At 42.3% G+C, this 26,323-nt stretch carries 27 protein-coding genes and 1 pseudogene; 19 read left to right on the top strand and 9 right to left on the bottom strand.

What is annotated here, in order from left to right; all coding sequences use genetic code 11:
- The 7 genes from ELQ35_RS04290 to ELQ35_RS04260 all read left to right on the top strand — a co-directional run bounded on the left by ELQ35_RS04290 (position 1) and on the right by ELQ35_RS04260 (position 7,225).
- Positions 1-495: an ECF transporter S component gene (locus ELQ35_RS04290; RefSeq protein ID WP_126863597.1), complete on the top strand. Its 495-nt coding sequence runs from the start codon at positions 1-3 to the stop codon at positions 493-495.
- Complete coding sequence (locus ELQ35_RS04285) at positions 492-1,226, top strand: ATP-binding protein (protein ID WP_126863596.1); 735 nt, start codon at positions 492-494, stop codon at positions 1,224-1,226. Before ELQ35_RS04290 ends, ELQ35_RS04285 begins: the two co-directional genes overlap by 4 nt.
- A 170-nt stretch (positions 1,227-1,396) precedes the next feature.
- Positions 1,397-2,629 carry a benzoate/H(+) symporter BenE family transporter gene (locus ELQ35_RS04280; RefSeq protein WP_126863595.1) on the top strand — a complete coding sequence of 411 codons (1,233 nt, stop codon included), beginning with the start codon at positions 1,397-1,399 and terminating at the stop codon, positions 2,627-2,629.
- Positions 2,630-2,777: 148 nt separating this feature from the next.
- A complete protein-coding gene (locus tag ELQ35_RS04275; protein WP_126863594.1) occupies positions 2,778-3,881 on the top strand; it encodes a PRK06851 family protein in 1,104 nt (367 codons plus the stop codon).
- Between the two features lie 147 nt (positions 3,882-4,028).
- The gene (locus tag ELQ35_RS04270) at positions 4,029-4,928 is read left to right on the top strand and encodes an aldo/keto reductase (RefSeq protein ID WP_126863593.1); all 900 of its coding nucleotides are present in this window, start codon (positions 4,029-4,031) and stop codon (positions 4,926-4,928) included.
- A 254-nt stretch (positions 4,929-5,182) separates the two neighbouring features.
- Positions 5,183-6,052, top strand: a complete 870-nt coding sequence (locus ELQ35_RS04265) for a Cof-type HAD-IIB family hydrolase (protein WP_246025963.1) — start codon at positions 5,183-5,185, stop codon at positions 6,050-6,052.
- A 114-nt stretch (positions 6,053-6,166) separates the two neighbouring features.
- The gene (locus ELQ35_RS04260; RefSeq protein ID WP_126863647.1) at positions 6,167-7,225 is read left to right on the top strand and encodes a PQQ-dependent sugar dehydrogenase; all 1,059 of its coding nucleotides are present in this window, start codon (positions 6,167-6,169) and stop codon (positions 7,223-7,225) included.
- 279 nt (positions 7,226-7,504) lie between these two features.
- Here the strand turns inward: ELQ35_RS04260 and bshB2 are convergent, their stop codons facing one another.
- The 3 genes and pseudogenes from bshB2 to ELQ35_RS04245 form a co-directional block, all read right to left on the bottom strand.
- Complete coding sequence (gene bshB2 / locus ELQ35_RS04255; RefSeq protein WP_126863591.1) at positions 7,505-8,176, bottom strand: bacillithiol biosynthesis deacetylase BshB2; 672 nt, start codon at positions 8,174-8,176, stop codon at positions 7,505-7,507.
- A gap of 97 nt (positions 8,177-8,273) precedes the next feature.
- Complete coding sequence (locus ELQ35_RS04250; protein WP_126863590.1) at positions 8,274-8,621, bottom strand: YojF family protein; 348 nt, start codon at positions 8,619-8,621, stop codon at positions 8,274-8,276.
- Between the two features lie 366 nt (positions 8,622-8,987).
- Positions 8,988-9,346: pseudogene (locus tag ELQ35_RS04245) on the bottom strand (bifunctional hydroxymethylpyrimidine kinase/phosphomethylpyrimidine kinase); the annotation flags it as partial.
- A gap of 381 nt (positions 9,347-9,727) precedes the next feature.
- Between ELQ35_RS04245 and ELQ35_RS04240 the strand changes: the two are divergent.
- From ELQ35_RS04240 to ELQ35_RS04220, 5 genes are all read left to right on the top strand, one after another.
- Positions 9,728-11,377 carry a peptide ABC transporter substrate-binding protein gene (locus ELQ35_RS04240; protein ID WP_126863588.1) on the top strand — a complete coding sequence of 550 codons (1,650 nt, stop codon included), beginning with the start codon at positions 9,728-9,730 and terminating at the stop codon, positions 11,375-11,377.
- A gap of 96 nt (positions 11,378-11,473) precedes the next feature.
- Positions 11,474-12,406 carry an oligopeptide ABC transporter permease gene (opp3b, locus tag ELQ35_RS04235; protein ID WP_126863587.1) on the top strand — a complete coding sequence of 311 codons (933 nt, stop codon included), beginning with the start codon at positions 11,474-11,476 and terminating at the stop codon, positions 12,404-12,406.
- Complete coding sequence (opp3C, locus tag ELQ35_RS04230; RefSeq protein ID WP_126863586.1) at positions 12,403-13,410, top strand: oligopeptide ABC transporter permease; 1,008 nt, start codon at positions 12,403-12,405, stop codon at positions 13,408-13,410. The genes opp3b and opp3C overlap by 4 nt, the downstream gene beginning before the upstream one ends.
- Positions 13,411-13,424: 14 nt before the next feature.
- On the top strand, positions 13,425-14,471 hold the full coding sequence (locus ELQ35_RS04225) for an ABC transporter ATP-binding protein (RefSeq protein ID WP_126863585.1): 1,047 nt from the start codon (positions 13,425-13,427) through the stop codon (positions 14,469-14,471).
- Positions 14,446-15,417 carry an ABC transporter ATP-binding protein gene (locus ELQ35_RS04220; RefSeq protein ID WP_126863584.1) on the top strand — a complete coding sequence of 324 codons (972 nt, stop codon included), beginning with the start codon at positions 14,446-14,448 and terminating at the stop codon, positions 15,415-15,417. Before ELQ35_RS04225 ends, ELQ35_RS04220 begins: the two co-directional genes overlap by 26 nt.
- A gap of 9 nt (positions 15,418-15,426) precedes the next feature.
- Here the strand turns inward: ELQ35_RS04220 and ELQ35_RS04215 are convergent, their stop codons facing one another.
- Positions 15,427-16,524 carry an alanine/ornithine racemase family PLP-dependent enzyme gene (locus ELQ35_RS04215; protein ID WP_126863583.1) on the bottom strand — a complete coding sequence of 366 codons (1,098 nt, stop codon included), beginning with the start codon at positions 16,522-16,524 and terminating at the stop codon, positions 15,427-15,429.
- Positions 16,521-17,609 carry an N-acetyltransferase DgcN family protein gene (locus ELQ35_RS04210; protein WP_126863582.1) on the bottom strand — a complete coding sequence of 363 codons (1,089 nt, stop codon included), beginning with the start codon at positions 17,607-17,609 and terminating at the stop codon, positions 16,521-16,523. Before ELQ35_RS04210 ends, ELQ35_RS04215 begins: the two co-directional genes overlap by 4 nt.
- A gap of 309 nt (positions 17,610-17,918) precedes the next feature.
- Here ELQ35_RS04210 and mobA point away from each other — a divergent pair, with 309 nt between their 5' ends.
- The 4 genes from mobA to ELQ35_RS04190 all read left to right on the top strand — a co-directional run bounded on the left by mobA (position 17,919) and on the right by ELQ35_RS04190 (position 20,452).
- Positions 17,919-18,554 (top strand): molybdenum cofactor guanylyltransferase, encoded by a 636-nt coding sequence (gene mobA, locus ELQ35_RS04205; protein ID WP_126863581.1) that lies wholly within the window; start codon positions 17,919-17,921, stop codon positions 18,552-18,554.
- A 150-nt stretch (positions 18,555-18,704) separates the two neighbouring features.
- Entirely contained in the window at positions 18,705-19,169 is a 465-nt protein-coding gene (locus ELQ35_RS04200) for a molybdenum cofactor biosynthesis protein MoaE (protein WP_126863580.1), read from the top strand.
- A complete protein-coding gene (gene moaD / locus ELQ35_RS04195) occupies positions 19,162-19,395 on the top strand; it encodes a molybdopterin converting factor subunit 1 (RefSeq protein WP_126863579.1) in 234 nt (77 codons plus the stop codon). Before ELQ35_RS04200 ends, moaD begins: the two co-directional genes overlap by 8 nt.
- A 37-nt stretch (positions 19,396-19,432) precedes the next feature.
- Positions 19,433-20,452, top strand: coding sequence for a thiazole biosynthesis adenylyltransferase ThiF (locus ELQ35_RS04190; protein ID WP_126863578.1), 1,020 nt, complete (start codon positions 19,433-19,435; stop codon positions 20,450-20,452).
- 328 nt (positions 20,453-20,780) lie between these two features.
- On the opposite strand, the gene ELQ35_RS04185 is transcribed toward ELQ35_RS04190, so the two are convergent.
- Together ELQ35_RS04185 and ELQ35_RS04180 are read right to left on the bottom strand one after the other, a co-directional pair.
- A complete protein-coding gene (locus ELQ35_RS04185; RefSeq protein ID WP_126863577.1) occupies positions 20,781-21,110 on the bottom strand; it encodes a YflT domain-containing protein in 330 nt (109 codons plus the stop codon).
- A 134-nt stretch (positions 21,111-21,244) separates the two neighbouring features.
- Complete coding sequence (locus ELQ35_RS04180) at positions 21,245-22,690, bottom strand: phospholipase D family protein (RefSeq protein ID WP_126863576.1); 1,446 nt, start codon at positions 22,688-22,690, stop codon at positions 21,245-21,247.
- 161 nt (positions 22,691-22,851) lie between these two features.
- On the opposite strand from ELQ35_RS04180, the gene ELQ35_RS04175 reads away from it, so the two are divergent.
- From ELQ35_RS04175 to ELQ35_RS04165, 3 genes are all read left to right on the top strand, one after another.
- Positions 22,852-23,532, top strand: a complete 681-nt coding sequence (locus tag ELQ35_RS04175; RefSeq protein WP_126863575.1) for a uracil-DNA glycosylase — start codon at positions 22,852-22,854, stop codon at positions 23,530-23,532.
- Positions 23,533-23,733: 201 nt separating this feature from the next.
- Positions 23,734-24,048, top strand: coding sequence for a YwdI family protein (locus ELQ35_RS04170; protein ID WP_126863574.1), 315 nt, complete (start codon positions 23,734-23,736; stop codon positions 24,046-24,048).
- Between the two features lie 41 nt (positions 24,049-24,089).
- Positions 24,090-24,458, top strand: a complete 369-nt coding sequence (locus ELQ35_RS04165) for a DUF423 domain-containing protein (RefSeq protein WP_126863573.1) — start codon at positions 24,090-24,092, stop codon at positions 24,456-24,458.
- Positions 24,459-24,530: 72 nt separating this feature from the next.
- On the opposite strand, the gene gerQ is transcribed toward ELQ35_RS04165, so the two are convergent.
- Positions 24,531-25,073 (bottom strand): spore coat protein GerQ, encoded by a 543-nt coding sequence (gene gerQ, locus ELQ35_RS04160; RefSeq protein ID WP_126863572.1) that lies wholly within the window; start codon positions 25,071-25,073, stop codon positions 24,531-24,533.
- Between the two features lie 162 nt (positions 25,074-25,235).
- The gene (hemQ, locus tag ELQ35_RS04155; protein ID WP_126863571.1) at positions 25,236-25,979 is read right to left on the bottom strand and encodes a hydrogen peroxide-dependent heme synthase; all 744 of its coding nucleotides are present in this window, start codon (positions 25,977-25,979) and stop codon (positions 25,236-25,238) included.
- Positions 25,980-26,323: the final 344 nt, after the last annotated feature.

Raw genomic sequence — 26,323 nt, 5'->3', positions numbered from 1 at the left:
ATGTCTGTTAGGAAATTGAGCTGGGCAGCCATCTTTATCGCTCTTTCGGCGGCAGGCGCATTTATCAAAATTCCTGCCCTCATAGGCAGCGTTGCCCTCGATAGCTTTCCTGCTCTGCTTGCCGCCGTGCTGTTGGGACCGGCATCGGGTGCGGTCATTGCCGGAGCAGGCCATATCGTTTCGGCCATCCTGGGAGGAATGCCCCTTGGTCCTTTTCATTTTTTAATTATGTTTGAAATGGCTATATTAGCCTGGGGGTACGGTACGTTATACCTTGCCGGAAAACGAATGAGTGCTGCTGTGCTTTTCTTGATTGGGAATGTTTTAATCGCGCCTCTTCCGTTTGTATTTTTGATCAGTCCGCAGTTTTACATGGCGATGCTGCCGTCTTTGCTGGCAGCATCGGTTATTAATCTAGTGATTGCACATTTGTTGGCTCCAAGACTTACTCCTATTATAGAAAAGCTGTTTTCCGATAAAGAGATGAACCGATGAGGGATCCGTTGATCATCCCGTATAACCATCAATTTCTTGTCATAGCCAGCGATAACAGCGGGGGCATCGGTCTCAAGGAAAAGGATGTTGTTAAAGTTCCTTATGATATTGTCGCTTACTATTCATTTCGAGTAGCGGTCATGGAATGCATCGCGGCAGGGGCTGACCCCGTTTCCATCGTTATGCAAAACTTTTGCGGGGAAGAGGCGTGGAGTGCGTTAAATGGAGGGATACAGCAGGGAGTGGAAGAATTGGGGATCGATATTCCGGTTACCGGCAGTACGGAAAGCAACATGGAACTGCTTCAGTCGGCAGTGGGGATGAATGTAATTGGAATTAGCAACCATCTTCCCAATTATGAAATGATCAATCTAAGCGAAGATAAACTGGCTGTCATTGGAAAACCACTGGTGGGAAATGAAGTAATGGAATATCCTCAGTCCATTGTTCCGCTAGCTGTTTTTAAATGGCTTTGCGAGCAAGACGAAATCACTGTCCTTCCAGTTGGATCAAAGGGAATTGCCCATGAAGTAAGGCAGCTGCTGCCAGAAATCAAACTGGAAGACATCCAGGCAGATTTAGACATACATAAATCAGCAGGCCCATCGACATGCCTTGTCATTTCCTACCCAGTCGACTTGAAGACAGCGATTCAGAGGGTCACTGGGAATTTGTTTTACGGCGTTACTCTATCCAGCCAACATGATCGCTGTGATAAGATGGGATTATAACCAGGCTGAAAGCTGTCCGATTTAGTCCGATCAACTGAAGCAAAAGTTGTCGAGGTAATAAGATAGGGTAACCGAGTGTCTTTAATCGTTTTAATTAAACTTGACAAAAATCCACTCTTGCCCCAATTATTATATTATTTAGAAAAGTCACAACAGCAGGAGTAGATCAGATGGGCTTACCAGATAGTATGGAGGAAAAACAGAGAGGATCCAGTTCAGAAGGGAAATCTAAAAAAACTAGTCTGTTCCAGGATATAACGGCTCAAAACGTATCTTCTGGATTAATTTCCAGTACCTTAGTGATGACTGGTCCAGCATTAATCATCCTGGAAGCGGCAGCAACTGGCAATTTTACCGACAGGCAGACGATTAATTGGATGTTTGCTGTCTACTTTTTTGGCGGCCTCTTCGGCATTTTAATGCCGCTCTTATTCCGGATTCCGATCACTGGAGGCCATTCAATATCTGGTGTGGCCTTTTTGGCAACGATGACGTCCCAATTTACCTATTCCCAGTTAATCGGCGGCTACGTGATGAGCGGGGTGTTGATTTTCCTTGTCGGGATGTCGGGCCTTTTTACAAAAATCATTAAATGGGTTCCAAAAGAGATTATTGCCGCGATGCTGGCGGGGCTGGTCACCAGTTACGTCGTCAAACTGGTTCCGTCTACTAAGGAAATGCCTCTGGTCGGAGGAGCAGCCCTGATCAGTTTTTTTATTTTTACGAAATATAGCAAACGTTTCCCGCCCGTTATGATGGCTGTGGCTTCAGCGTTCCTGGCTCTGTTTTTGACAGAGAATCTCGGTAGCCAATCGCAGCAAATTGCCTTTTTCCTTCCATCATTGCAAACACCGGAATTCACATGGATGGGGATGCTGACCCTGGCGCTTCCGCTGGCGATGTTAATCCTGAGCAACGATGCAGCCCCGGGAATCGGGGCATTGGAAAGCTCCAACTTTCATCCACCTATTCGCAAAATCGTTTCCTTTAGCGGGATTTTTTCAATCATCACCAGTTTTTTCGGAGGGCAATCCGCCAATATCGCCGGCATGATGACCGCGATCAGTGCAGGACCGGATTCGGGGCCTAAATCCAAGCGATACATGGCTGCTGTTGTTTCAGGGGCCGTCACCTTATTGTTTGGCGCATTTGCCTGGAAGATCGTCCCGTTCATACAATCTCTGCCACAGGCTTTTGTTGCCCTGCTGGCTGGATTTGCCCTGATCGGGGTCCTGCAGTCGAGCTTACAGATGGGGTTTTCCGGAAGTAAATATCGCTTAAGTGCACTCGCTGCTTTTATTGTGGCGCTGTCAAACGTATCGTTCCTTCATATCAGTGCACCGGTATGGGCGCTCGTTGCGGGAGCGGTGATAGCCCGGACGGTGGAAACTACTAATACTTAAAAATACTCTTTTGAGGGATAAAAAAGCTGTATTTGGTTTGATTGCTAAAAATTCATAAATAAAACGGTAGGCATTCACCCATAAAGGGAACCCAGCATAAACTAATTTGAAACGATACTTAACATTTCAAAAAGGGAGTGTTGATAACTTGACGGGAAAAATCAGAAATTATTATGCAGGCGGAAATACAGCGCGCGGGTTTCACAGTTTATATGAATCAAATCTTCAAGGACTTGATAAATTATTTATCCTGAAAGGCGGACCTGGCACAGGCAAATCCACACTTATGAAGAAAGTGGGCCAGGAATGGGTCAATAAAGGATTTGATATTGAATTTTTGCATTGTTCTTCAGACAACCAATCCATCGATGGAGTCATCATCCCCAAGTTTAAGGTTGGAATTGTAGACGGCACGGCACCCCATGTAATTGAACCACAGGCCCCGGGTGCCGTTGAGGAATATGTAAACCTCGGAGAAGCCTGGGATTCAAACAGTCTGGCTGCAGAAAAAGAAGCCATAGTCAGGCTTACAAAAGAAATCAGCAGTTCCTTTGCAACAGCCTATGCCAGATTTGCAGAGGCGCTAGCGATTCACGATGAATGGGAAAAAATCTATATTGAAAATATGGACTTCAACAAAGTAAACCAGCTTACGATGAAATTGAAGGAACTATTTTTCGGTGAGATGTTTATTAATAAGCCAGCTAACATCCGCCACCGTTTTCTCGGGGCCGCCACTCCCCAGGGGTCCGTCGATTTTGTACCGAACCTCACTGAGGATTTAACGAAACGATATTTTATTAAAGGACGCCCGGGATCAGGCAAGTCAACGATGCTCAAGAAATTGGCCGCTGCTGCAGAACAACGAGGCTTTGATGTGGAAATCTACCATTGCGGTTTCGATCCGAACAGCCTGGATATGGTGATTGTCAGGGAGATCGGTCTTGCGATTTTTGACAGCACGGCTCCTCATGAATACTTCCCCAACCGTGAAGGCGATGAAATTATAGATATGTATAAAGTGGCGATTACCCTGGGAACTGATGAAAACTATGCCTCAGAATTAAAAGATATTTCCGGGAGATATCGGGCAAAAATGAACGAGGCTACTTCATATTTAGCGCAAGCGAAAGCTTTGCACGATGATCTGGAAGCGATCTATGTCTCTGCGATGGATTTTGGCAAAATCCAAGAAATACAAGAAAGAATAAAGGCAGCGATTGAACAAATAGCTGGTGTTTCCTCCAAATAACATTGTATAGAGCTGACAGCCGATTAAACCGGGGTCAGCTTTTCTTTTTATTTGCCCGATACAAGGTTGCTCCGCTTATGTGTTTGGTTTTCGCTATGATAAAATAAAAGATGAGCCAAAGATAATAGAAAAAGGAGAGGTGCTTACATGGAGAGAATTCAGCTTCACGATGATTTGCAATTTTCGCGGATCATTCATGGACACTGGAGATTAGCTGATTGGAATTACACAGGTCAGCAAACGCTCGGACTGCTTGAACAATGCCTTGAATTGGGAATCACGACGATAGATACAGCAAGCATATACGGCAAATATACATGTGAGGAGCTTTTCGGAAACGCGCTCTCCTTAAAGCCGGAGCTTCGCGGGAAAATAGAGATTGTCACCAAATGCGGTATCAAGCTTGCCAATGATGAAAATAGTTTCCGCTTAAACCACTATGATTCAAGCAAGGAACATATTATTGAATCCACAGAACGTTCTTTGACAAAGCTTAGAACAGATTACATAGACGTATTGCTCATTCACCGCCCTGATGTTTTGACTAATCCTGAAGAGGTGGCTGAAGCATTCTCAAGCTTGAAAAAGGATGGTAAGGTTAAACATTTTGGCGTTTCGAACTTTCTGCCATCTCAAGTGAATATGCTGGAGGCTTATTTAGATGTGCCGCTTGTGACAAACCAGGTGGAACTTTCTGTCATGTATCGCGACCATTTTGAGAATGGTGTGGTTGACCAGTGTATCGAGAAGAAAATGCCGCCAATGGCCTGGTCTCCCCTCAATCGTGGAGCCGTCTTCAACAACCAGGAAGAAAATCCTTCCCGGGTGAGGTCCACTTTACAAAAAGTCGCTGAAGAACTGGGTACATCAACTATAGATGAAGTGATGTATGCATGGTTAATGCATCATCCTGCAAATATCATGCCGATTGCCGGTTCCGGAAAAATAGAGCGGATACAGAGCGCAGTGAATTCGATATCACTTCAAATGAATCGTGAACAATGGTATGAAATCTGGGTAAGTTCCCGCGGGAAAGATGTTGACTAAACCAATAATAACAGTCTGAAATCTTCAGGCTGTTTTTCATTTAATGGGGGCAAAGCCGATTTGGATAGTAAATGTTCCAGTTTGGATAGTGAAAATTAAATCTTGGATAGTAAAACATAAAAGTTTCTTGTTTTATGAACAACGATTCGTTGTGATATGATTACAACTTAAACGCGGCCTATAAAACAGGCAAAAAAGTTTAGCTGTATAGCAGGTTGGCTAAACTATGAGAGTTCAAATGCAAAGAAATAGAGGTGTTACCGTTGGTTCAATACATTGTCAGTGATATGGATGGAACATTGTTAAATAAAGATCAAAAGGTAAGTAAAGAAAATAAAGAGGCTATCGAACGTGCCCAGAATCAAGGCGTGGAAGTAATCATTGCGACAGGAAGATCCTTTCAGGAGGCGCGCTTTGCCCTGGATGAGGCAAACTTAGAGTGTCCCGTTATTTGCGTGAATGGCGCAGTGGTGTATACAAAAGACGGGGCGCTTGCAGCTTCAAACCCCATGGATCCGGATACCGTAAAATCAGTGATACAGTACTTGGAGAATGAAGGCATTTATTTCGAAATTTATACAAACGATGGGACGTATACAAAAAACTACGAGAAATCGCTGGCCACATTGGTTGACATTCTCTTGACAGCAAATCCTGACTTAGATCCTCTGAAGGTGACCGAGCAGGCACGGCAGCGGGTGACTGTCAGCCATATTAAATCGATTGAAGACTATGAAAAGCTTTTAAGTATATCTGAAATCGAATATTACAAGTTTTTAATTTTCTCAAATGATCTTCAAAAACTTGGAGATACGGCAAGTGCATTAAAGGAGAATAATCATCTAGCGGTCAGTTCATCGGGCCGGGAAAACCTTGAAATTACGAGCAGGGATGCACAGAAGGGAATCGCTTTAGAAAAGTATGTAAAAGAACGTGGTGGTTCATTAACCGAGGCCATGGCAATAGGCGATAATTTCAATGATGTCTCCATGCTTGAGCGGGTCGGGCGTTCGGTTGCAATGGGCAATGCACCAACGAAAATTAAAAATATATGTGAATTTATTACTGATACAAATGATGAAAATGGCGTAGCCAATGCAATAAATAAAGTTTTAAAAGGTTAGACTGTAGGCATAGAAAGCGGCAGATAAAAAACAGCTTAAGGTGGTCATCACATACCGCTTCCAAAATATAAAGGAGTGAGTTTTGTGGTTAGGAAGTATCTAGTTCCGGTTTTTATGTTTATGTTGGTCAGTGGGTGCTCAGGAAATCCACAAAATGAGATGGAGAAGGGTAAGTCGGAATCTGTTGAAACATCAGGAGATTCGGCAAAGCAAGGTAATGCAGAGGTACTGCTGACCAAGCTTAATGTTCCATGGTCGATACAAAAAATCAATGATACCTTTTATATGTCTGAAAGAGTCGGGGCCATTGTGACATGGGAAAATAATAAGATGACCCGTAACAAGGTGGCTTTGAAGGAAAAACTATCAGATAAACCGGAAGCAGGCCTGCTTGGCTTTGTGCTTGCGCCTGATTTTGAAAAAAGCAAAGAAGCCTTTGCTTATTATACGTATGAACAAAACGGAAAATCAGTAAACCGGATTGTCGTGCTGCAACACGATAATCAGCAGTGGATTGAAAAAAGACTGCTCCTGGACGGAATCCCAAGCGGAGATTACCACCACGGGGGCAGGATGAAGATCGGTCCTGATAACAAGTTATACGCTACAACAGGTGATGCCCGCGAAGATGAAATCGCCCAGGACAAAAGTTCTCTTGGCGGAAAAATTTTGCGCCTGAACCTGGATGGCAGCGTTCCTGAAGATAATCCGTTCCCGAATTCTTATATTTACTCACTTGGCCATCGAAATCCCCAGGGGCTTGCCTGGGGTGAGAAGGGCCAACTGTACAGCAGCGAGCATGGCCCCTCAGCCCACGATGAGATCAACAAAATCACCGCCGGAGATAACTATGGCTGGCCGCTTATCACAGGGGATGAAAAGAAAGCCGGGATGGAAACCCCAATCTTCCATTCTGGGTCAACTACCTGGGCGCCGTCTGGAATTGCCTATCATGAAGGCATTCTATATGCAGCGGCGTTAAGAGGAGAAGCAGTTAAGGCCTTTGATCTCAACAAAGGAGAAGTATCGAATGTATTTACAGGTGCAGGTAGAATCCGCGATGTCTTAATGGATGGGGACTATTTATATTTTGTAAGCAATAACACCGATGGAAGAGGAAACCCGGATCAAAAAGATGATAAACTTTACAGGATTCCGTTATCATCTCTGTAAGAAAAATACTTTTTAAAAAGAAGTATAGAGAAGCAAAACGGGGGACATACTATAACCATGATGATTTTTCCATAGTAATCCCCCTTTTTATCCGCTTGCTATTAGGCAGGTGGATTTTTTTATGGAAAAAGTGGAATAAAAGTTGGGTTTAATAAGCTGAACTGTAATGAATAAAAATAGCTAACTACTGTCCGTTAGTGCACAATCCATAAAAATTAAAAGGCAATATGGATAGAGGCAGGTTTCCTCCCTCTTCCATATTGCCTGGTAAAACCTGAATTACCTTTTCCACTTATAAGGCCAGAATCGTTCTTTTCGAATCCAGGTAAGCATTGCTGGATCCTGGCTTTGCATTTTTTCCGCCCAGGTTGCGACCATCGATTCTGTTTGTGATCGATGGGCTTTAATGGCGGCAATCTTTTTATCCTCGACAGCTGTTACATCATTAATAATTTCCGGTTCACCCAGCTCTGCCAGGCTATTGTTGGAAAAGGCGACGCAATGCAGCTTTGGCCGTTCTTCCGGGGCAATGCGTTCAACGGCGCGGACTACTGCCCTGCCGGTGGCTTCATGATCAGGGTGGACACTGTATCCCGGATAAAAGGTGATAATCAGTGAAGGATTTAGTTCGTCGATAAAGGCCGAAATCTTTCCTGTCAGCTCTTCATCATCCTCAAATTCCACTGTTTTATCACGCAGTCCAAGCATTCGCAGATCCTGGATGCCAAGAGCATTGGCTGCGTCAACAAGCTCCTGCCTGCGAATTTTTGGCAGGCTCTCCCTTGTCGCAAACGGAGGGTTCCCTAAATTGCGTCCCATTTCACCCAATGTCAGGCAAGCATAGGTGACAGGCGTTCCGTTTTCAATATTTAACGCAATTGTACCTGAAACTCCAAAAGCCTCATCATCCGGATGAGGGAAGATAACTAAGACATGACGTTCTTTTTCCATGCCGGTTGTGCTCCTTTCTTACTTTGAATAAAAGTTCAACTTTTTCCATAGGACTGGTGTTAGTTGACGTTCCTTTTTACAGGGCGCTTCCGCGTTTCTATTCAAAAGGACTTGGACTGATTTGCAGGGCAACCGCGAGTTTCCCGGTAAAATCCAATCCTGCAAGCAATAGTCTACCCTGGTCATCTATTTCAAAATGGGTCAGGCCTTCTCCATAAACCCAGCCGATTTCGAGCTTCAAGCCGACTCGAAAGGGTCCGTCGCCGACAATCTTGCCATGCTCATAACGGATCAGTGCATTACGGATATAAGCACCCGCCGAGAAAAAGGATTCATCATTATGGGTGGCGTAAGCGCCGTTTGTCGTTTCCAAATGCAAATACACATCGGCTTCGGCAAACGAATTAATTTTCTGCTGCACCTCCGCACGGTCAATAGCTTTCATCTAAATTTCCTCCTCTGCTGACACCAAATAAAGTGAAACTTCCATCTGTGGGCCCCAATGATGGTTAGTTGAACAAATCGGGAATTTACGGTCAGTGGTCCCCACAAAACTTTCGCAGCCTCTTCTAAGTATTGAAGTAGGGACATTATCGTCCGTTAATACGCGATAGAACAATCTCTATACAATCTTACTAAAAAGCTGACCAAAAAGCGAAAAGTTGAGCCGATCCTCCTTTGTAAAAATGAAAGCCAACAACAAAGAGGCTTTCCAAAAAAGGCGAATCCTGAAAAAAAGGCTGGCATTTATACCAGCATCTTAAGACCAGAATAACTTTCACTTTTTTAATACAGCCTGTGTTTTTCTATTTTACAATTTGTCCGACGAGTCTAATCTGCCTGCACCGTAAGTACGATAAGCGCTGTGCATAGTGGGCCGACATATTCATTTAATTTCCAGGAATGGCGGATTGCTTCTGTAATAAATTCCTTTGCGAGATAAATCGATTCACGGACAGGCTTTCCTTTAGCCAGTTCGGCAGTGCTTGCTGCTGAATAAGTGCAGCCTGCTCTATGTATATATGTTGTATTAATACGTTCAGATTCAAGTATTTCAAAGGTCTCCCCATCATACAATAGGTCGATTGCCAGTTCATGTTCAAGCTTGCTTCCGCCTTTAATCAGCACATACTTTGTCCCTAATTCATGGATCTTCTCAGCAGATGACTTTCATGCTTTACTTTCCGGTATTTACTAAAGTTATATTCTCTAACATTGGGCTTTCTCGTTCGGAAAAATCTTTAAAACCTGTAAGCCCTCTCAAAAAAGAGCGAATATTTCAGGTGGACAGCCAGTATATATTCCAGGAGAGGATCATGGAAAATAATAATAGGAAGGTATCTGCAAATAAGAAGGGGAAGCGAATGTGGATGATCATTTGTTAAGCAAAACAACCGATTGTCAACTTCATGGGTAGAGGAAGTGTTATTATACCCTATTTACTATTTTGAAAATCTAATATTTGGGAATTAAAGCACTTTACTTAAAGGTTATGTGGTAGAATGTAAGTACAAATAGATTTCAGAAAAGTTTGAAAAAAGGGGTGATTTTATGAACAAACAACTAAATAAGAAGGTATTACTAGTAATGGCAATGGTGGTTTTGGTACTAACTGGTTGTAACTTCGATTCAGCGAAAGAGACAGATTCAAACAGTAACAAGAATAAAGAAACATCTGAAGGGAAGCAAGTATTAAACATGGTCGAAGCTTCTGAAATTCCAACTATGGACTCTGCGCATGCCCACGATAATGTTTCCTTTACCGTTTTGAGCAACGTGAATGAAGGCTTATATCGTTTAGGAAAAGAGCATAAACCAGAGTTAGCCATGGCCAGTGATGATCAGATTAGTGAAGATGGATTAGTACACACTTTCACTCTGCGTGATGCTAATTGGAGTAATGGTGAGCCTGTAACTGCTGCTGACTTTGTTTACGCATGGCAGAGAGTTTTTAAGGAAACCGGACACTATGCAAGTATGTTTGAAACAGCGAGTATTCTGAATGCAACTGAAATCCTGGAAGGAAAAAAGCCAGTTGAAGAACTGGGAGTCAAGGCTCTTGATGAAAAGACACTTGAAGTTACCTTGGCTAAGCCTGCGCCTCTTCTCGGACAACTCCTAACATTTCCCACCTTCTTACCGCAAAATCAAAAGTTTGTTGAGAGTCAAGGAAAAAAATATGCTTTGGAAGCAAGCAATGTAATATATAATGGTCCATTTATGCTCTCGGAATGGAAACATGATACAAGCTGGAAATATAAAAAAAATCCTGATTACTGGGATGCTGACAACGTAACATTAGCAGAAATTAATGTATTTGTAGTCAAAGAAGCGGCAACACAGTTAAATCTGTATGAAACCAAGGAGGTTGATAGTATCAATCTTAGTTCTGCTTCCGTAGATCAGTATCAAGACAACAAAGACTTTATGTCTATAGCAGATTCAGAAATTTTCTTCCTGCGCTTCAACCATAACCATAAAGCGCTAGGCAATGAAAATATTCGGCGTGCAATTGACATGAGTTGGGATAAAAAAGCCCATGTTGAAACAATTCTGAACAACGGCTCATTACCTTTATATGGATTAGTGCCAAAGGATTTCTCTTCTTCTCCGGATGGGAAAGGTTTCCGCGAATTAAATGGGGACTTTAACCACGGGACCATTAAAGAAGCACAAAAGTACCTCGCGAAGGGTCTAGAAGAAATTGGCCAGGATTCTGTAAAGGTTACGCTAACCGTTTCTGCTGTTGAAGGCAATGATAAGACTGCTGAATATTTAAAAAGCCAAATAGAAAAGAATTTACCAGAATTATCAGTTGATATTAAGCTTGTACCCGTAGAGCAAAGATATGAATTAGAATCAGCGAAGGAATATGACATGGTTATCTCAGCATGGGGACCAGACTATATTGATCCAATGACCTATATTGGAATGTGGGTAACAGACGGTTCAGCTAATCGTATGGATTACTCTAACACTGATTATGATGCCCTTGTAGAGAAAATCAATAATGAAAATGATCCTGCGAAAAGGTATCAAATGATGCTGGATGCCGAAAAAATGTTATTTGAAGATGCAGCTATTGCCCCTTTATATCAACGAGGTTTGGCTGTCCTGCAACGCAGTAATATCAAAGGTTTGGTTCGTCACCCAAGTGGTCCGGATTTCAGCTTTAAGTGGACGCGCATAGAAGGTAAATAGTGCAGCAGGTCTAAAGCCTGTATCATTCAGCAGGCTTTCTTTTTTCTTTGTTGAATTGGGCAGCGATTTGAAAGCTAAGCGAAACGAGGTGCGGTTTTGAAAGGTTATTTCGCTAAACGTCTAGGTTATATGTTGATTACACTTTTTGTTATTGTTTCGATCACCTTTTTCCTCATGCAACTCCTTCCAGGTACACCATTTACTGATCCAGAAAAGTTATCCGAACAGCAATTAGAGCTAATGAATGAGAAATATGGACTTAATCAGCCAGTGGCGATCCAGTATGTAAACTATGTAAGAAGTCTAGTGACAGGAGATTTGGGGATTTCTTATCAATACGAAGGACGTTCAGTTAATGAAATTCTTAGCGAACGGATTGGTCCATCTGCCCTGATTGGGTTTCAAGCGCTTGTTTTTGGAGCGCTGGCAGGTTTGGCTCTGGGTATTATTTCTGCCTTGCATCATAATAGTTTTCTAGACTATGGTTCTGTGACCATTGCTGTACTGGGAATGTCGATCCCATCGTTTGTTTTTGCCGCACTCATGCAATATTTTATTGGGGTAAAACTAGGATGGTTGCCCGCAGCATTATGGCAAGGATACGAATATACTATTATGCCTTCATTGGCACTATCGGTGACAGTAATAGCGACAGTCGCTCGGTTTATCAGAACAGAGATGCTTGAAGTGCTGGGGCAAGATTATATTTTAACCGCTAGAGCAAAGGGAATTAGTGAAAAAGCAGTCGTTTTCAGACATATCGTACGCAACGCTATCATTCCTGTCGTAACGATGTTAGGCCCCTTAGCAGTAGCGATTATGACAGGGACATTGGTGATTGAGAAAATCTTCTCCGTACCTGGTCTCGGCGAACAATTTACAAAGTCTGTCTTAGTCAATGATTATAGCGTCATTATGGGAGTTACTTTGATGTACAGTGCGTTATTTATTGGGGTTGTCTTTATTGTCGATATCCTATATGGAGTTATAGATCCACGCATTAGTATAAAGGGGGAGCATAAACTATGAGTCTGCCAAAGCAAGAAATTACAAAAGATTTATTTGTACATGCCCCGCTGGAATCAGGGAAAAGTGAGGAGCTTCCAGGAACACCAGTCACGTTTTGGAGTGAGGCTTGGAGAAGGTTGAAAAAAAACAGAGGAGCTTTTCTGGGACTTATAACGATTATTTTATTTTCAGTTATGGCCTTGATTGGTCCGTTTCTAACTGAAAATTCATATATGGACCAGGACTTAGCTCTTTCCAACTTACCGCCAAAAGCAGCCGGATTAGAATGGCTTGGCTTTGATGGCTCTGATGTCAACGGAATAGACCAATATGCTGCGAGAGGGATCAACGAAAGCTTTTGGTTTGGAACAGATGAATTTGGCCGTGACCTCTGGACCAGAGTATGGAAGGCCACTCAGATATCTTTATTTATCGCTATAATCGCGGCCCTGTTAGATTTAATCATTGGTGTAGTTTATGGCGGTATATCTGCTTTCTATGGCGGACGTGTCGATAACGTGATGCAGCGTATTATTGAAGTTTTAATAGGGATTCCCAATTTGATTGTCATCATTTTATTTATCCTTATTCTTGAACCTGGAATTACTTCGATTATCTTAGCTATGGTTATCACTGGCTGGGTCGGCATGGCACGTGTGGTTCGAGGACAAATATTACAGCTGAAGGGCCAAGAATATATCCTCGCAGCCCGAACTTTGGGAACCTCCAATTCCAAACTCATTTGGAGGCACTTGGTTCCTAATGTGATGGGTTCCATCATTATTACTTTGATGTTTACTATACCGACGGCGATCTTCTTTGAAGCATTTCTAAGTTTTATTGGTTTGGGTTTACAACCTCCTCTAGCTTCTTTAGGTGTATTAATTGAGGATGGCTACAAATCGATGCGTTTTTTTTCATATAAACTAATATTTCCAGCCATTGTCATTAGTGTCATTATGATTAGCTTTAACTTATTGGGTGATGGATTGCGTGATGCACTAGATCCTAAAATGAGGAAATAAGAGAGGAGACAACAATGGAAGATACTATATTAAAGATAGATAATCTTCATGTTTCCTTTAAAACGCACAATGATGGGGAGACAAAAGCAGTACGCGGAGTGAGTTTTGAGTTAAAAAAAGGGGAAACGTTAGCTATTGTTGGCGAGTCGGGTTCTGGTAAGTCAGTGACAGCAAAAAGCTTAATGAGACTTTTACCCAAGCAAAATAGCATGATTAAAGATGGTCAAGTATTTTATGAAGGAAAAGACTTGCTAAAATATAGTATTAAAGAAATGCAAAAGATACGCGGCTCGGAAATATCAATGGTATTTCAAGATCCTATGACTTCCCTCAATCCGACGATGACGATTGGTAAGCAAATCATGGAAGGATTAAGAAAGCATCAGGCGTTTAGGAAAAAAGAGTTGTTTAAAAAGGCAGCCGATCTTCTTGAACTTGTTGGAATTCCAAGCCCAATGGAACGAATGAAGGATTATCCTCATCAGTTTTCAGGTGGAATGAGACAGAGAGTCGTTATTGCGATGGCACTGGCCTGTAATCCAAAAGTTCTGCTTGCTGATGAGCCTACGACGGCCCTTGATGTAACTATACAAGCACAAATTTTAGACTTGATGAAGGATTTACAGAAGAAAACTGGAACAGCGATTATTATTATTACCCATGATCTAGGTGTGGTCGCTAGTATGGCTCAGCGTGTGGCGGTTATGTATGCAGGAGAAATTATTGAAACAGGAACAGTAGACGAGATTTTCTATGAACCAAAACACCCTTACACATGTGGATTACTTTTATCCATGCCGAAATTGCATGCAGCTCGTTCAACAAAGTTGATTCCAATTCCAGGGATTCCACCTGACTTAGGCCAATTGCCTGAGGGCTGCCCTTTTGCAGCTCGTTGTCCATATGTCATGAAAGTGTGCCACAGTTTTTCACCAAGTAAGACTGAAGTATCAGAGACGCACTCAGTCTCATGTTGGTTAGAAGACGAGCGTGCACCCCAAGTAGAATGGATAGATGGAGCAGGAGGTTCAATAGATGAGCGAAAAAGAAAAGTTGATTGAAGTTAAAAATCTAAAGAAATATTTCAATGTAGGCAAAGGGAAAATTTTAAAAGCGGTAGATGACGTCTCTTTTGATATCTATAAGGGGGAAACCCTGGGCTTGGTGGGAGAGTCTGGTTGCGGGAAATCGACAGCAGGGCGAACTATCATTCAATTATACAATGCTACCTCAGGCCAAGTGATCTATGATGGCGAAGATACTCAGGTGAAAAAGTCAGCTGTAGATAAAAAAAGTATGAAAAAGAAAATGCAAATGATCTATCAGGATCCTTATTCATCTCTTAACCCGAGAATGACTGTATTAGAAATTATTGCAGAGGGAATTGGCAATCATGAAGTTCAACTAAAAAGTAAGGAAAAAGAAGCTAGAGTTTATGATTTGCTTGAATCGGTTGGCTTAAATAAAAAGCACGCCAATCGTTATCCACATGAGTTTAGTGGAGGGCAGTGTCAACGCATAGGAATTGCACGCGCTCTTGCTGTAGCACCTGAATTTATCATTGCTGATGAGCCTATCGCGGCATTAGATGTTTCCATTCAGGCTCAGATCGTCAATCTATTGCAAGAATTACAGCAAAAAAAAGGGTTAACGTACTTATTTATTGCTCATGATTTATCTATGGTTAAACATATTAGTGACCGCATCGCCGTCATGTATCTAGGGGGTGTCGTAGAATTAGCTGGCAGTGAGGATTTGTATGATAATCCTCTCCACCCTTATACACAAGCTTTGTTATCAGCTATTCCTATTCCTGATCCCAAGATTGAAAGAACACGTGAACGCATTATTTTAAAAGGAGACGTCCCAAATCCAATGGATCCTCCAAGCGGCTGCCGCTTCCGCACACGCTGTCCTAAAGCTATGCAGATTTGTACAGAAATAGTTCCAGAATGGCAGGAAGTTTCATCAAACCATTTTGTTGCTTGTCACCTTTATAAGCAGTAAGAATGGAGTCTATGGCGAGGAAGGGGTCATTTCTATAGAATGGATATACTTTTTGAATACATAAGGTGAGGTCATTGTAGAAAGGAGTGCTCCATAGGTAAGGTTGAAAGTGACTTCATCGCCGACGCTAAAGTTCATTTTCTTGGCATCGAGAACGATATGGTCACTGCTTGATCCAAGAATTTCAAAGTCTAATATGGGCAGTAGTCCAGTCACAAGCACGTCCTGATTACCGGCTCCAAGGATAGCACGTGTTATTTGGCCACGATCTTCAAATTGGGGAAAGTCGCCGAAAGCATTCTGTCCTAATTCTCCGAAGGGTACGGATGGTTTTGTTTTCGATTCAATGACCTCTGTCACAAAGGTGAATGCGTCAGTGTATAGTTCGGGAATTGCCAATCGGTTGAGGGTTTCACGTCCCAAAAAGAACGATTCTCCTACCCTTAAGTTGTTAATTTTCCCAATACTTTTAGTTGCCATAAACCAATTGTAATTAGCCGAGTTTCCGCCTGAAACGTAAGAAAGAGGCAGCGAAAACTTCATTTCAATTTCGCTGGCCAGAGTAGATAAATCATCCATTTTTTCTTCGCTCGGTTTGACCCCTCCAAAACAAGCAAAATTTGCGCCGATACCTTCTATTTTAACGCCTGATAGTTTCAAGACTTCTTGAATGAACATCTCTAGATTCTCGGGCATAATCCCTTCCCTTAAATCTCCCATTTCGATCATCAGAATAATTTTTTGTACAGTGTTGTAACTCTTAGCGGTTTCTGACAGCTTTTTAATGACAGAAAGTTCAGTATTAATGCTAATATCAGCATATTTAATGACAGCTTCAATCTCACTTAAAGCGGGTGATCGTAATAAAACAAATTGTGCGGAAATGCCTGCATCCCGCATTCTCTTGAGATTTATTAATTTCGAGTCTGCTAGCATCTGAATGCCTTGATTCAAAAATATCTTTGCGATTTCCGGAGATCCGCAGACACCTTTCGTAACCGCCATAATTTCTATACCTTTAGAGCCATATAATTGGACTAGTTTTTTTGCATTGTGTGCAATTTTAGCTAAGTTGATTTCAATCCTAGGAGTAGGAAGGCGGGTCAATTAACAAGCACCTTTTTTTGTTCACTCTTCAATTGAGGGTATTTTTCGAAGATGGCAGCAACAAGTTTGTTACATCCAAATTTGAGGGTATCCGTCGTTGGGAGTGTAAGCTCATCTTCGTATTCTGAAATCGCAGCAGTAAGTTCTTCATCCGACATGTTTTCATGATTGATGGTAATAGCGATCACTTTTGCTTTTGAATAACTTTCGATGAGATCGATTTCACTTTGGACCGTTGGCATTTTCATATAACTGAAATCACCTAAATGTTCTCTTTTCGGAGCGTGTTGAACGATAACTGCTCCGGGTCTTGAGCCCCTGATAATTCCACCTGAACTAATGTACGCAGGATGGCTTAATGCACCTTGGCCTTCTACGATGATAATATCAGGATTTTCATTTTCATAAGCTTTCATAATCTGATTTTCAATTTCACCTGTCATAAATTGAGAGGGAATGGCGTCAATGGCAACTCCGTATTTCGCGCCTTGTATTAACCCGGTTTGTCCAGTTGCAATAAAAGCAACATTTAATCCCTTTTTTAATAAAGCATCCTCGAGCAGAACCGATGTTGTTCTCTTGCCAATCGCGCTATCCGTTCCTAGTACGGCTACGATCGGTGTTTCGATGTTTAAAATCCGTCCTGAAAAAAGGTGCATTTCCTTTTTTTGTGCGGGTTTTCTAACGTCATGGATTGTGATGCCAAACTGTTTAGAGTGCTTCATAAATTCTTCATCATCTGTAAAAAATTCATGAAGAGGGTTAACGATATTCATTCCATGTTCCATCGCTTTAAAAAGAAGATTTCTCTCATCCTTTTTCAGGAATGCCTCAGAGGGGGCTATTCCGTATATGAATTGATCAGGAACCTTTTGTAAATTCTCTAATGCGTGATCAAGGCTTTTAAATACAGGGATCCCGTTTTTTTCTCCTAAAAGGTATTCACCGGCGTCCATACCAACCTTTGTACTGTCGATGACTCCAACTATCTCAAATTTCCTTGAGCTTCTAACGAGTCCGTTTGCCGTCTTCCCATCCATTGTCCCGAACTTACTTTCACAATAAACGATTGCAGTTTCTTTCATAAGGCTTTTCCTCCCAAAGTTAATTTTCCTGACCTACCTCCTTGTTAAAGGAGATGTTATACCTTTGGCCAAGTGAAAAAATGTATTACCATAGAGAACAACTTCAAAATAATAAGGACCTGTTTTTTTCAGAATATACAATTTTTTGAAGATCATTTATAAGTATATCATAGTTTAGGGACTAAAGATTTGTCCTTCCTACTTTTATTTGTCCTTTTACTGAATACAATACATTTTCTCGTCCACGGAGGGCATTGAATCCCTAAAGACGAACTGGCAAAATAAAGATGAAGGAAAGGTGAGTTGTGAATGGATGCAACGGGATTGCTGCTAGCGGGTGGAAAATCCAGCAGAATGGGAACCAACAAAGCGATGCTTCCAATGTCAGAGGGAATAAATATTCAAAACATAGCTTCTGAATTAAAAAAAGCTGTTGGCAAGGTGTTGCTGGTTACAAATGCACCGCCTGATTATGCATTTCTCGGTATGCCGACAGTACAGGATGAATTCAAAGAACTTGGTCCGCTTGCAGGCCTGCATGCAGGCCTATCTGCATCCAAAACGGAAGTGGTGTTCGTCTCGGCTTGTGATATGCCATTTATAAAAGCGGCTGTAATGAAAGAGATGCTGGAAAACCTTGAAGATTTCGAGGCACTTGTACCCGAGATTAATGGCCAGCTTCAACCCCTGTTTGCCGTTTATCGAAGGTCTTGCTTGCCGCTTCTTGCCTCTTGCCTAGAGAATCGAAAGCTAAGAATGATACATTTTCTTGAACAGGTGAATGTGAAAGTAATGAAAGAAACAGATTTTCAAGTTTATACAAAACAGAATAAGCTGTTTCCGTATTTGTTTTTTAACATGAACACTCCGCTTGACTATGAAAATGCAAAAATAATCGAAAAGGAATTTGCTGTTTTATTAAAAAAAGACGGGGAGTATTCTTAAAATCTCGGTCACTAGAATTCGTTGGACAAGCCCAAGCCAATCGAATTCCAATTATTCTTCTTGATGTGTTAGGATATGATCAGGAAAGCATAATTACCTTCATACAACAAGACCTTTTTTCAGAATATAATCATTACAAAGGGTGAGACGATGGATTTCGAAATCTCAAAAGACCCCATCCGCATTGAGGATGTGATCGATAAGGTTGTTGCAAGGGAAGCGGGTGCGATTACAACATTTATCGGAACGGTCAGAGAGCTTACTAATGGAAAGAAGACTCTTTTCCTCATATATGAAGCTTACGAAGCAATGGCTGTGAAAAAGCTCGAGCAAATTGGTAAGGAAATCAGAGAACGCTGGCCGAATACGCATGTTGCCATTACCCACCGCGTCGGGAAGCTGGATATCACAGATGTAGCCGTGGTGATTGCGGTGAGTACGCCGCATCGTAACGATTCATATGAAGCAAATCGCTATGCGATTGAAAGAATTAAAGAAATCGTACCAATCTGGAAAAAAGAGCATTGGGAAGAAGGGGAAAAGTGGATCGGCAATCAACTTGAAACGGTAAGCTATCCATCCGGAAAGCCTCGAGAGGAGGATATGAATGGTTAATGTACTCTTTTTTGCTCATTTAAAGGATGTTGTCGGTAAAGAGGAAGTTTCTGTAGAAGGAAATGAATGGAACGTTGCCAGGCTAAAGGAAAAAATAGCAGCTGATTATGGATTAGAAGGTTTGGAATCTGTCATGACTGCGGTTAATGAAGAATTTGCGGATGACGAAACCATTCTTTCAGAAGGAGATACGATCGCGTTTATTCCTCCTGTCAGCGGCGGGTGACATCAACATCGAAACTCACAATGGGAGAGGTTCAATCATGAGTGAACGCTACTCACGGCAAACGTTGTTTTCTCCAATCGGAGAAGAAGGTCAGAAAAAAATAAGCAGCAAGCATGTTCTGTTAATAGGCGCGGGCGCGCTCGGATCTGCCAATGCAGAATTTTTGACCCGGGCGGGAATCGGCAAGCTCACGATTGTTGACCGCGATTATGTGGAGGAAAGCAACTTGCAGAGGCAGCAGTTATATACAGAAAAAGACGTGCTTGAGAAGCTTCCAAAGGCCGAGGCAGCAAAGAGGCATTGTCAGGACATCAATGGGGAAGTCGAAGTTGAAGCAATCATCATGGACGGAACAGCGCTGTCGCTCGAGCCGCTGTTCGCTGGTGTTTCTTTGGTCATCGACGCGACAGACAACTTCGAGACAAGGATGGTTATCAATGATTTATCCCAGAAGCATCGGATTCCTTGGATTTATGGTGCGTGCGTGGGGAGCGTAGGAATGAGTTTTACAATCATCCCGGGAGTGACACCATGCCTTAATTGTCTGCTACGCTCAATCCCAATCCAGGGAATGACATGTGATACAGGTGGGATCATATTCCCTGCCGTGCAAATGGTCGTTGCCCATCAAGCCGCAGATGCCTTGAAAATCCTGGTCGAGGATTATGATGCCGTCCGCCCGGGCTTCTCAACGTTCGATCTGTGGCGAAACCAATATCAGACCATGAAAGTCGGCAGAGCAAAGAAAAGCGACTGCTTATCCTGCGGGGAGGCGCCGACTTATCCGTTTTTGACACTGGAAAATGCAACGAAGACGACGGTTCTTTGTGGAAGGGATACAGTTCAAGTACGTCCACCGGCTCCTCGGAAGCTGCAGCTTGAAAAGCTGGGGAGCGACCTAGGCGGAAGCGGATTTACTGTGAAATCAAACCCGTTTCTTTTGTCAGTTGAGAAGGATGGCGAGCGCATGGTCATATTCAGCGATGGACGCGCCCTTATCCATGGTACAAAAGATATGGTCCATGCCAAAGTGTTGTACCAGCGAATATTAGGGTAAAAGCGGGCGCAAAATAGAGGGTATTCGTCATACGAAAAAAGCGAGCCGATAAGGCCCGCCTTTTTTGCTGTAAAGGAAACTATAGATTGAATTTTATGTGGATAACTTAATTTTGATTATCTGCATCCAGCTCCAGCGCCTAGCCCCGACGCACAGGACGTGCTAGTGCCGACGAAGACATGAGGACGTGGCAATTTTAGTCGGCCTCGAGGTCATAAGCCAATCATCTGATGGGGAGAAAACCGCTCCCCATACAGCTGCTCGTCTTATGCTTGTCGGACTTGCNNACGTTCCTTTTAGGCGCTTGCGCTTTTGTTCTGTCTATCATTTACTTTACTTCATTGCTCGCGACAAGAACAACTTTTCCTAGATCGAGGTCTTTTTCATATTGGTCTGCTTCTGTTTTTGTCAGTCCAAGAGAGCCCATTCTGGAACGAAGCTCGTCACCGCGGGCTTTAAACATGTTTCCTACAGAATCAAGGAATCCTTGTTCTTTCATTCCAATTCCTTCTGTACCTGTATTTTCTGTCAGGTGCTCAGAACGGTCCTTGTCATGGGCGAATAAATAAATGTTCTCTTTTGTATAACCTGATGTTAATAAAGAATCAACTTTTTCCTTGGCTTGAATTCCATTTTCTAATACGTGTACTTGATACATAAAAATTCCTCCTTGAATGGTTTGCTAGTTTGGTTTAATGTCGTTACATGGGATGCTGTACGGCTATGTTCTATATTTAGCCCAATATGCCGTCCTGCAAACATCCTTTTTTTACCAGGTTCTATAATTTTCGCTTAATAGGTTGTAAACCGGAATAACTTCTGGATTCGATACAGCCCATATTTAAAGGCCGGCAGCTTATCCTGATATTCTTTGTAGTCAGCTGTATATGTGCCATCTTTGTTCGTCCAGATGCGGTTGAAATAGGCCTCGACATCTTTTGTAACTTGCGCAGAGTCAGGGGCATGGATTTCAACGTTAGCTTCAAGGTTATAATCGTCAAGGTTACGTGCCGTGTAGTTTGCTGAGCCGCCGAGGATCACGTCTTTTCCGGGTTTTTGGATGAACAGCAGCTTTGTATGGAATTGTTCTTTTTCAGTTTTATACCAGCGGATATGGATATTTTCCTCGCCTAATTCATGGAACTCGGCAGCAACTGGCAGATTGGGGAGTCCCATTTTTTCAGTACCAAAGGCATTTTGGTTAGGGTCCAGCACCATGTTGATTTTCACTCCGCGCTTTGCAGCTTCTGTTAATTCATTGACGGCATGGCGGTCAGCTATATAAAACATGCCGAGCCAGATTTGATCCCCTTTTTTTGTTTCACTGATCGTTTTGAGCATATGCTTATTGATCTTGCCTTCGGTCAGGAATTGTACATCTATCGGCCCTTTTTGTTCCGTTTTCTCTCTATAGTCTGGAAATTCTCCAGGGCCTTTGGAGAATTCTCCGACGGCTTCCTCAGCTTTGATTAAATCTCCGATAATATTGCCCTCCATTTGGAAGGCGATATTGGAGTGAAAGCCGCTTGCATCATGCGGGTTGGCTGATGATACGATGGCTGTTTTTTCGGTCGCCAGGAGCTTTCGATGGTTTGCTTTAATATTTAACAGCCGCAAATAGGAACGAAAGGTAACTTTCGGGGCCTCTTTTGCCATCGGGTTGCGGATCCAGCCATCGCCGTTTTCACCAAACCATTGAAAAAAGGTTCGGTAGACCCCTGAGTAAAGCGGATTCGGATCGCGCAGGCGGTCTAGATTCGTGACAACGACTTTGACTCCGTTTTTCTTCAGCTTTTCGATTTCTTTTGACTTGTACGATTGGTACGTCGTATTCACTTCATCTGTAATGAAAATGGCTTCTAAATTTGGCTTTTTTTTCTTTTGTTCAATAATTTTTTGGGTCAAGTTTTCACTTATATTCGGAAAGTTAGCTTTTTCATCATAATAACCATTAAATAGGAACATATCGATTACGAGATAAGATTCAGCGTCTTCTATCGCCTTATTTATCTCGTTAAAAATTCTCCGCTCATGTATGATTTTCTCATTATTGTCTTTATAAGAAAGATCATAGATAAATTGGACATCTTTTACATGGTGGACCTTGCTTTGGTAAGAAACGCCTTCTGGCAGCGGCTTATATTGATTGTATACGATGACGATTGAGACAATCATTAAAGCGATAACAGTTATATAAATGCTTTTTCTTGTGTACCATTTTTTCTTCCCTTTTCTCATAGTTACCCCTCCGGATAAGAATATGCCTACCTTTATATATATCCCAAGGAGGGGAAAATAGAAACCTGGCAAGTTAGCATTGTCTTTCATATTAAGGAAAAACTTTGCGTTATTGTATAATCAATCCAGTAAATATATTCGAAAGAGGAGATGGCTTCACGATGGTAAAAGAAATTTTGCACAACGATTGGAAACGGCTGCTGGCAGATGAATTTACGAAGGATTATTATAAGCAGCTGCGCGAATTCCTGAAAACAGAATATAGCAATCACACAATCCATCCGGATGCGAATGATATTTTTAACGCGCTGTATTTTACACCGTATGAAAAAGTAAAGGTCGTAATATTAGGACAGGATCCCTACCATGGCCCCAATCAGGCTCATGGTTTGAGTTTTTCCGTTAAAACCGGCATGCGCTTGCCGCCGTCATTGAAAAATATATTCAAGGAGCTGCACGATGACCTTGGCTGCATGATCCCGAATAACGGGTATCTGGTGGAATGGGCGGAACAAGGTGTGCTGCTGTTGAATACCGTATTAACTGTACGTGAGGGGGAAGCCCATTCCCACCAAGGGAAAGGCTGGGAGGTCTTTACGGATAAAGTGATTACTAGTTTGAATGAAAGGGAAAAACCAATGATGTTTGTACTCTGGGGTAAGCCTGCCCAAAGCAAGATCCCGTTAATAAACACGAAAAGACATCGGATCATTACTTCAGTGCATCCCAGCCCTCTTTCAGCCAGAAGAGGATTCTTTGGAAGCCGGCCCTTTTCCAGTGTTAATTCCTGTTTAAGAGAATGGGGAGAAGAAGAGATTGATTGGCAAATTTCTAATAGATAAAAAAAGGAAAGGGCGCTAATGTTCCACATGAAACATTGATATTTGACAAAAAGACTAAAGAGGATTGACGTAAGTAATCAAAGTTGGCAAATTTTTAATAAGTAAGGATTAACTAAGGAGCCATTTTTGTTTGTAAAGGCTTTTTTTGATATGATTGAACAGGGGATTTTAATTAAAAGTTAGAACTGATGAGGTGTATAAATGGATATATCATCAAAAAACGTCATAGATAAGATGGGGGAACTTGTAAACAAAGCCAAACATACGGAGTCCCCTGAAAAGCTTAGCGGATATGTCACGGCAATTCAAACCTTATGTGATTTATTGCTTGAGGAAAAAGCGGGAGCGGAGATATATCCGGCAGGAGTTTGTTCTGCCATCCAGCAGCCTTCTGCAAATAGCCAGCCTGTCCAGCAGCACACTATGGTAAATCCTCAACCTGTCATCACATCGATGCCACAATCAAAACCGGTTAAGATAGATGACGCAAACGGTGATTCTTTGTTTGACTTTTAACATATAGCAGAGATTATAACTAATCGAGAGGAGTTTTTATTTTGAAGCTGTTCATTATTTTAGGAGCAATAAACGCCTTTATCGCTGTTGCCCTGGGTGCATTTGGAGCACATGCGCTAGAGGGGAAGGTTCCTGATAAATATTTAGAAACCTGGAAGACTGGGGTTACGTATGAAATGTTCCATGCAGCAGGCTTGATGATCATCGGCCTTGTTTCGAGTAAAATAAGCGGGCCGCTCATGACCTGGTCTGGTTGGTTAATGTTCATCGGCATTATTTTATTCTCAGGCAGCTTATATATATTGTGTGTCACGCAAATCAAAATATTGGGCGCGATTACTCCTTTAGGTGGAGTTTCCTTTCTGGCGGCATGGGTATTGCTAATTATCGCAGTAAATAAGCATTTATAAGAAAAGCAAAGGATGGCTTTCAGGAAGTGATCGGGATTCCTGTAAGCCATCCTCTTTTTGTAAGTGCATCTGCTACCTTGGAGGATAAGCAGCAAGATTCGCTGCTCCACCGTTGTATGGGTAATCATATTCAATTTCTTCATCGAACGTAACGTAATCCAGATAAACCATAAGAATCAGGTAGCGGGTCCCGCTTTGCGGATCACTTAGAATCACATGATCACGGCCGGCTGCTTCAATGATGCCTTTGAAAACTTTGGCATTCCATTCTTTATTGCCTTCAAATGTAGCGTAAACAGTGGCCAGCTTACCTCGGTTGAGTCGAAGGATGTTTTCAATGTACGAAGCTTCGGCAGGAAGCATTCCCGGAACCTGGGATCCCGGGAGTGAGGGCTGGGATCCCGGGGGTGCGGGCTGAGATCCAGGGGCCGCCTGCATGTTTCCTTGCATCCCTCCCTGCTGCATCTGATTCTGCGGATAGCCAGAAGGAGAATATTGCGTGTACGTCTGCTCCTGGCGCGGGGCAGGATTTACATTTGCATAAGGATAGTAGGGGGCTGTGTACCCGTAATTTCCATAAGGGTTCTTGTTGTTGCTGCTGTTTTGTTGGTTCATTATTATTTCCCTCCAAATTTATTGATCAATTAAGTGAAAATAACATCTTTAAGCATTGAATAATTTGAAGTCATCACTATTTCAAATGTATGGAGTGTGGTTAAGATTTATGCTAATGATATTGGAAATAAAAAAAAGCCCCCAATGAGGGAGCTTCTATTATTATATGTGTAAAAAGGATTCAATTCTTTCTTCTGGAAGCAGGTTCCCAACGTAGAAGGCGCCAAATTCACCGTAGCGGGCACTTACTTCGTCAAAGCGCATTTCATATACAAGCTTCTTAAATTGAAGGACATCATCCGCGAATAAGGTTACTCCCCATTCATAATCGTCAAAGCCGACAGAACCGGTAATGATTTGCTTAACCTTCCCTGCATATTGGCGGCCAATCATCCCGTGAGAACGCATCATGCTGCGGCGATCTTCCATCGGAAGCATATACCAGTTCTCTTCACCCTGACGGCGCTTGTCCATTGGATAGAAACAAATATGATTAGCTTTTGGAAGAATCGGATACAACCGGGCCTGGATTTGCGGATTTTGGTAAGGGTCTTCGTCACCTGGCAGGTAATTGCTTAATTCTACAACAGAAACATAGGAGTAGGCAGGAACTGTATATTCAGCAAGTTTGGATTTATTGAATTCCATCTCGATTTCGTTGAGTTCTTCCATTGTAGGGCGAACAAACATCAGCATAAAATCAGCTTTTTGGCCGACGATCGAATATAGGGCATGACTGCCTTCTTTTTTGTCTTGTGTTTTATTCCATTTTTCCAATAAACCGTTAAATTCTGAGATAGCAGACTGGCGCTCGTCGCTAGAAAGCATTTTCCATGAAGTCCAGTCAATGAGGCGGAAATCGTGCAGGCTATACCAGCCGTCCAGTGTTTGTGCAGGTTCACTCATTGCGATCACTCCTAAATGTCATTAAATAATACCACAATACTATACCATAGTTCTATGTAAAGGAAATTTCTAACGACCCGATTTACCCACTGTTCAATAAATGTTCATACTTTTTCAGCTTACCCCAGCTTTGGAATTGTAAACATAAAGAGAAGAAAGAAGCGGAATAATAAGAAAAGGTTTAGCAGGCGGAAAAAAGGAAATCATTTTAACAGAGCCTTCATTGAGTCGTTACTATTTTCAGAATAAAAGAACATTGATCTTGAAAGCGTCAACAACTAGCTCAGGCAATAGAAATCTTCATGAAGGACAGGTATCCTAAAAGGATACACTGCGAGGAGGAG

This window comes from Peribacillus cavernae (assembly GCF_003989135.1).
In the GTDB taxonomy this organism is placed as follows: domain Bacteria; phylum Bacillota; class Bacilli; order Bacillales; family DSM-1321; genus Peribacillus; species Peribacillus cavernae.
Note: the sequence above shows the minus strand (reverse complement) of the source record. Positions and strands in the feature narration are given on the sequence as shown.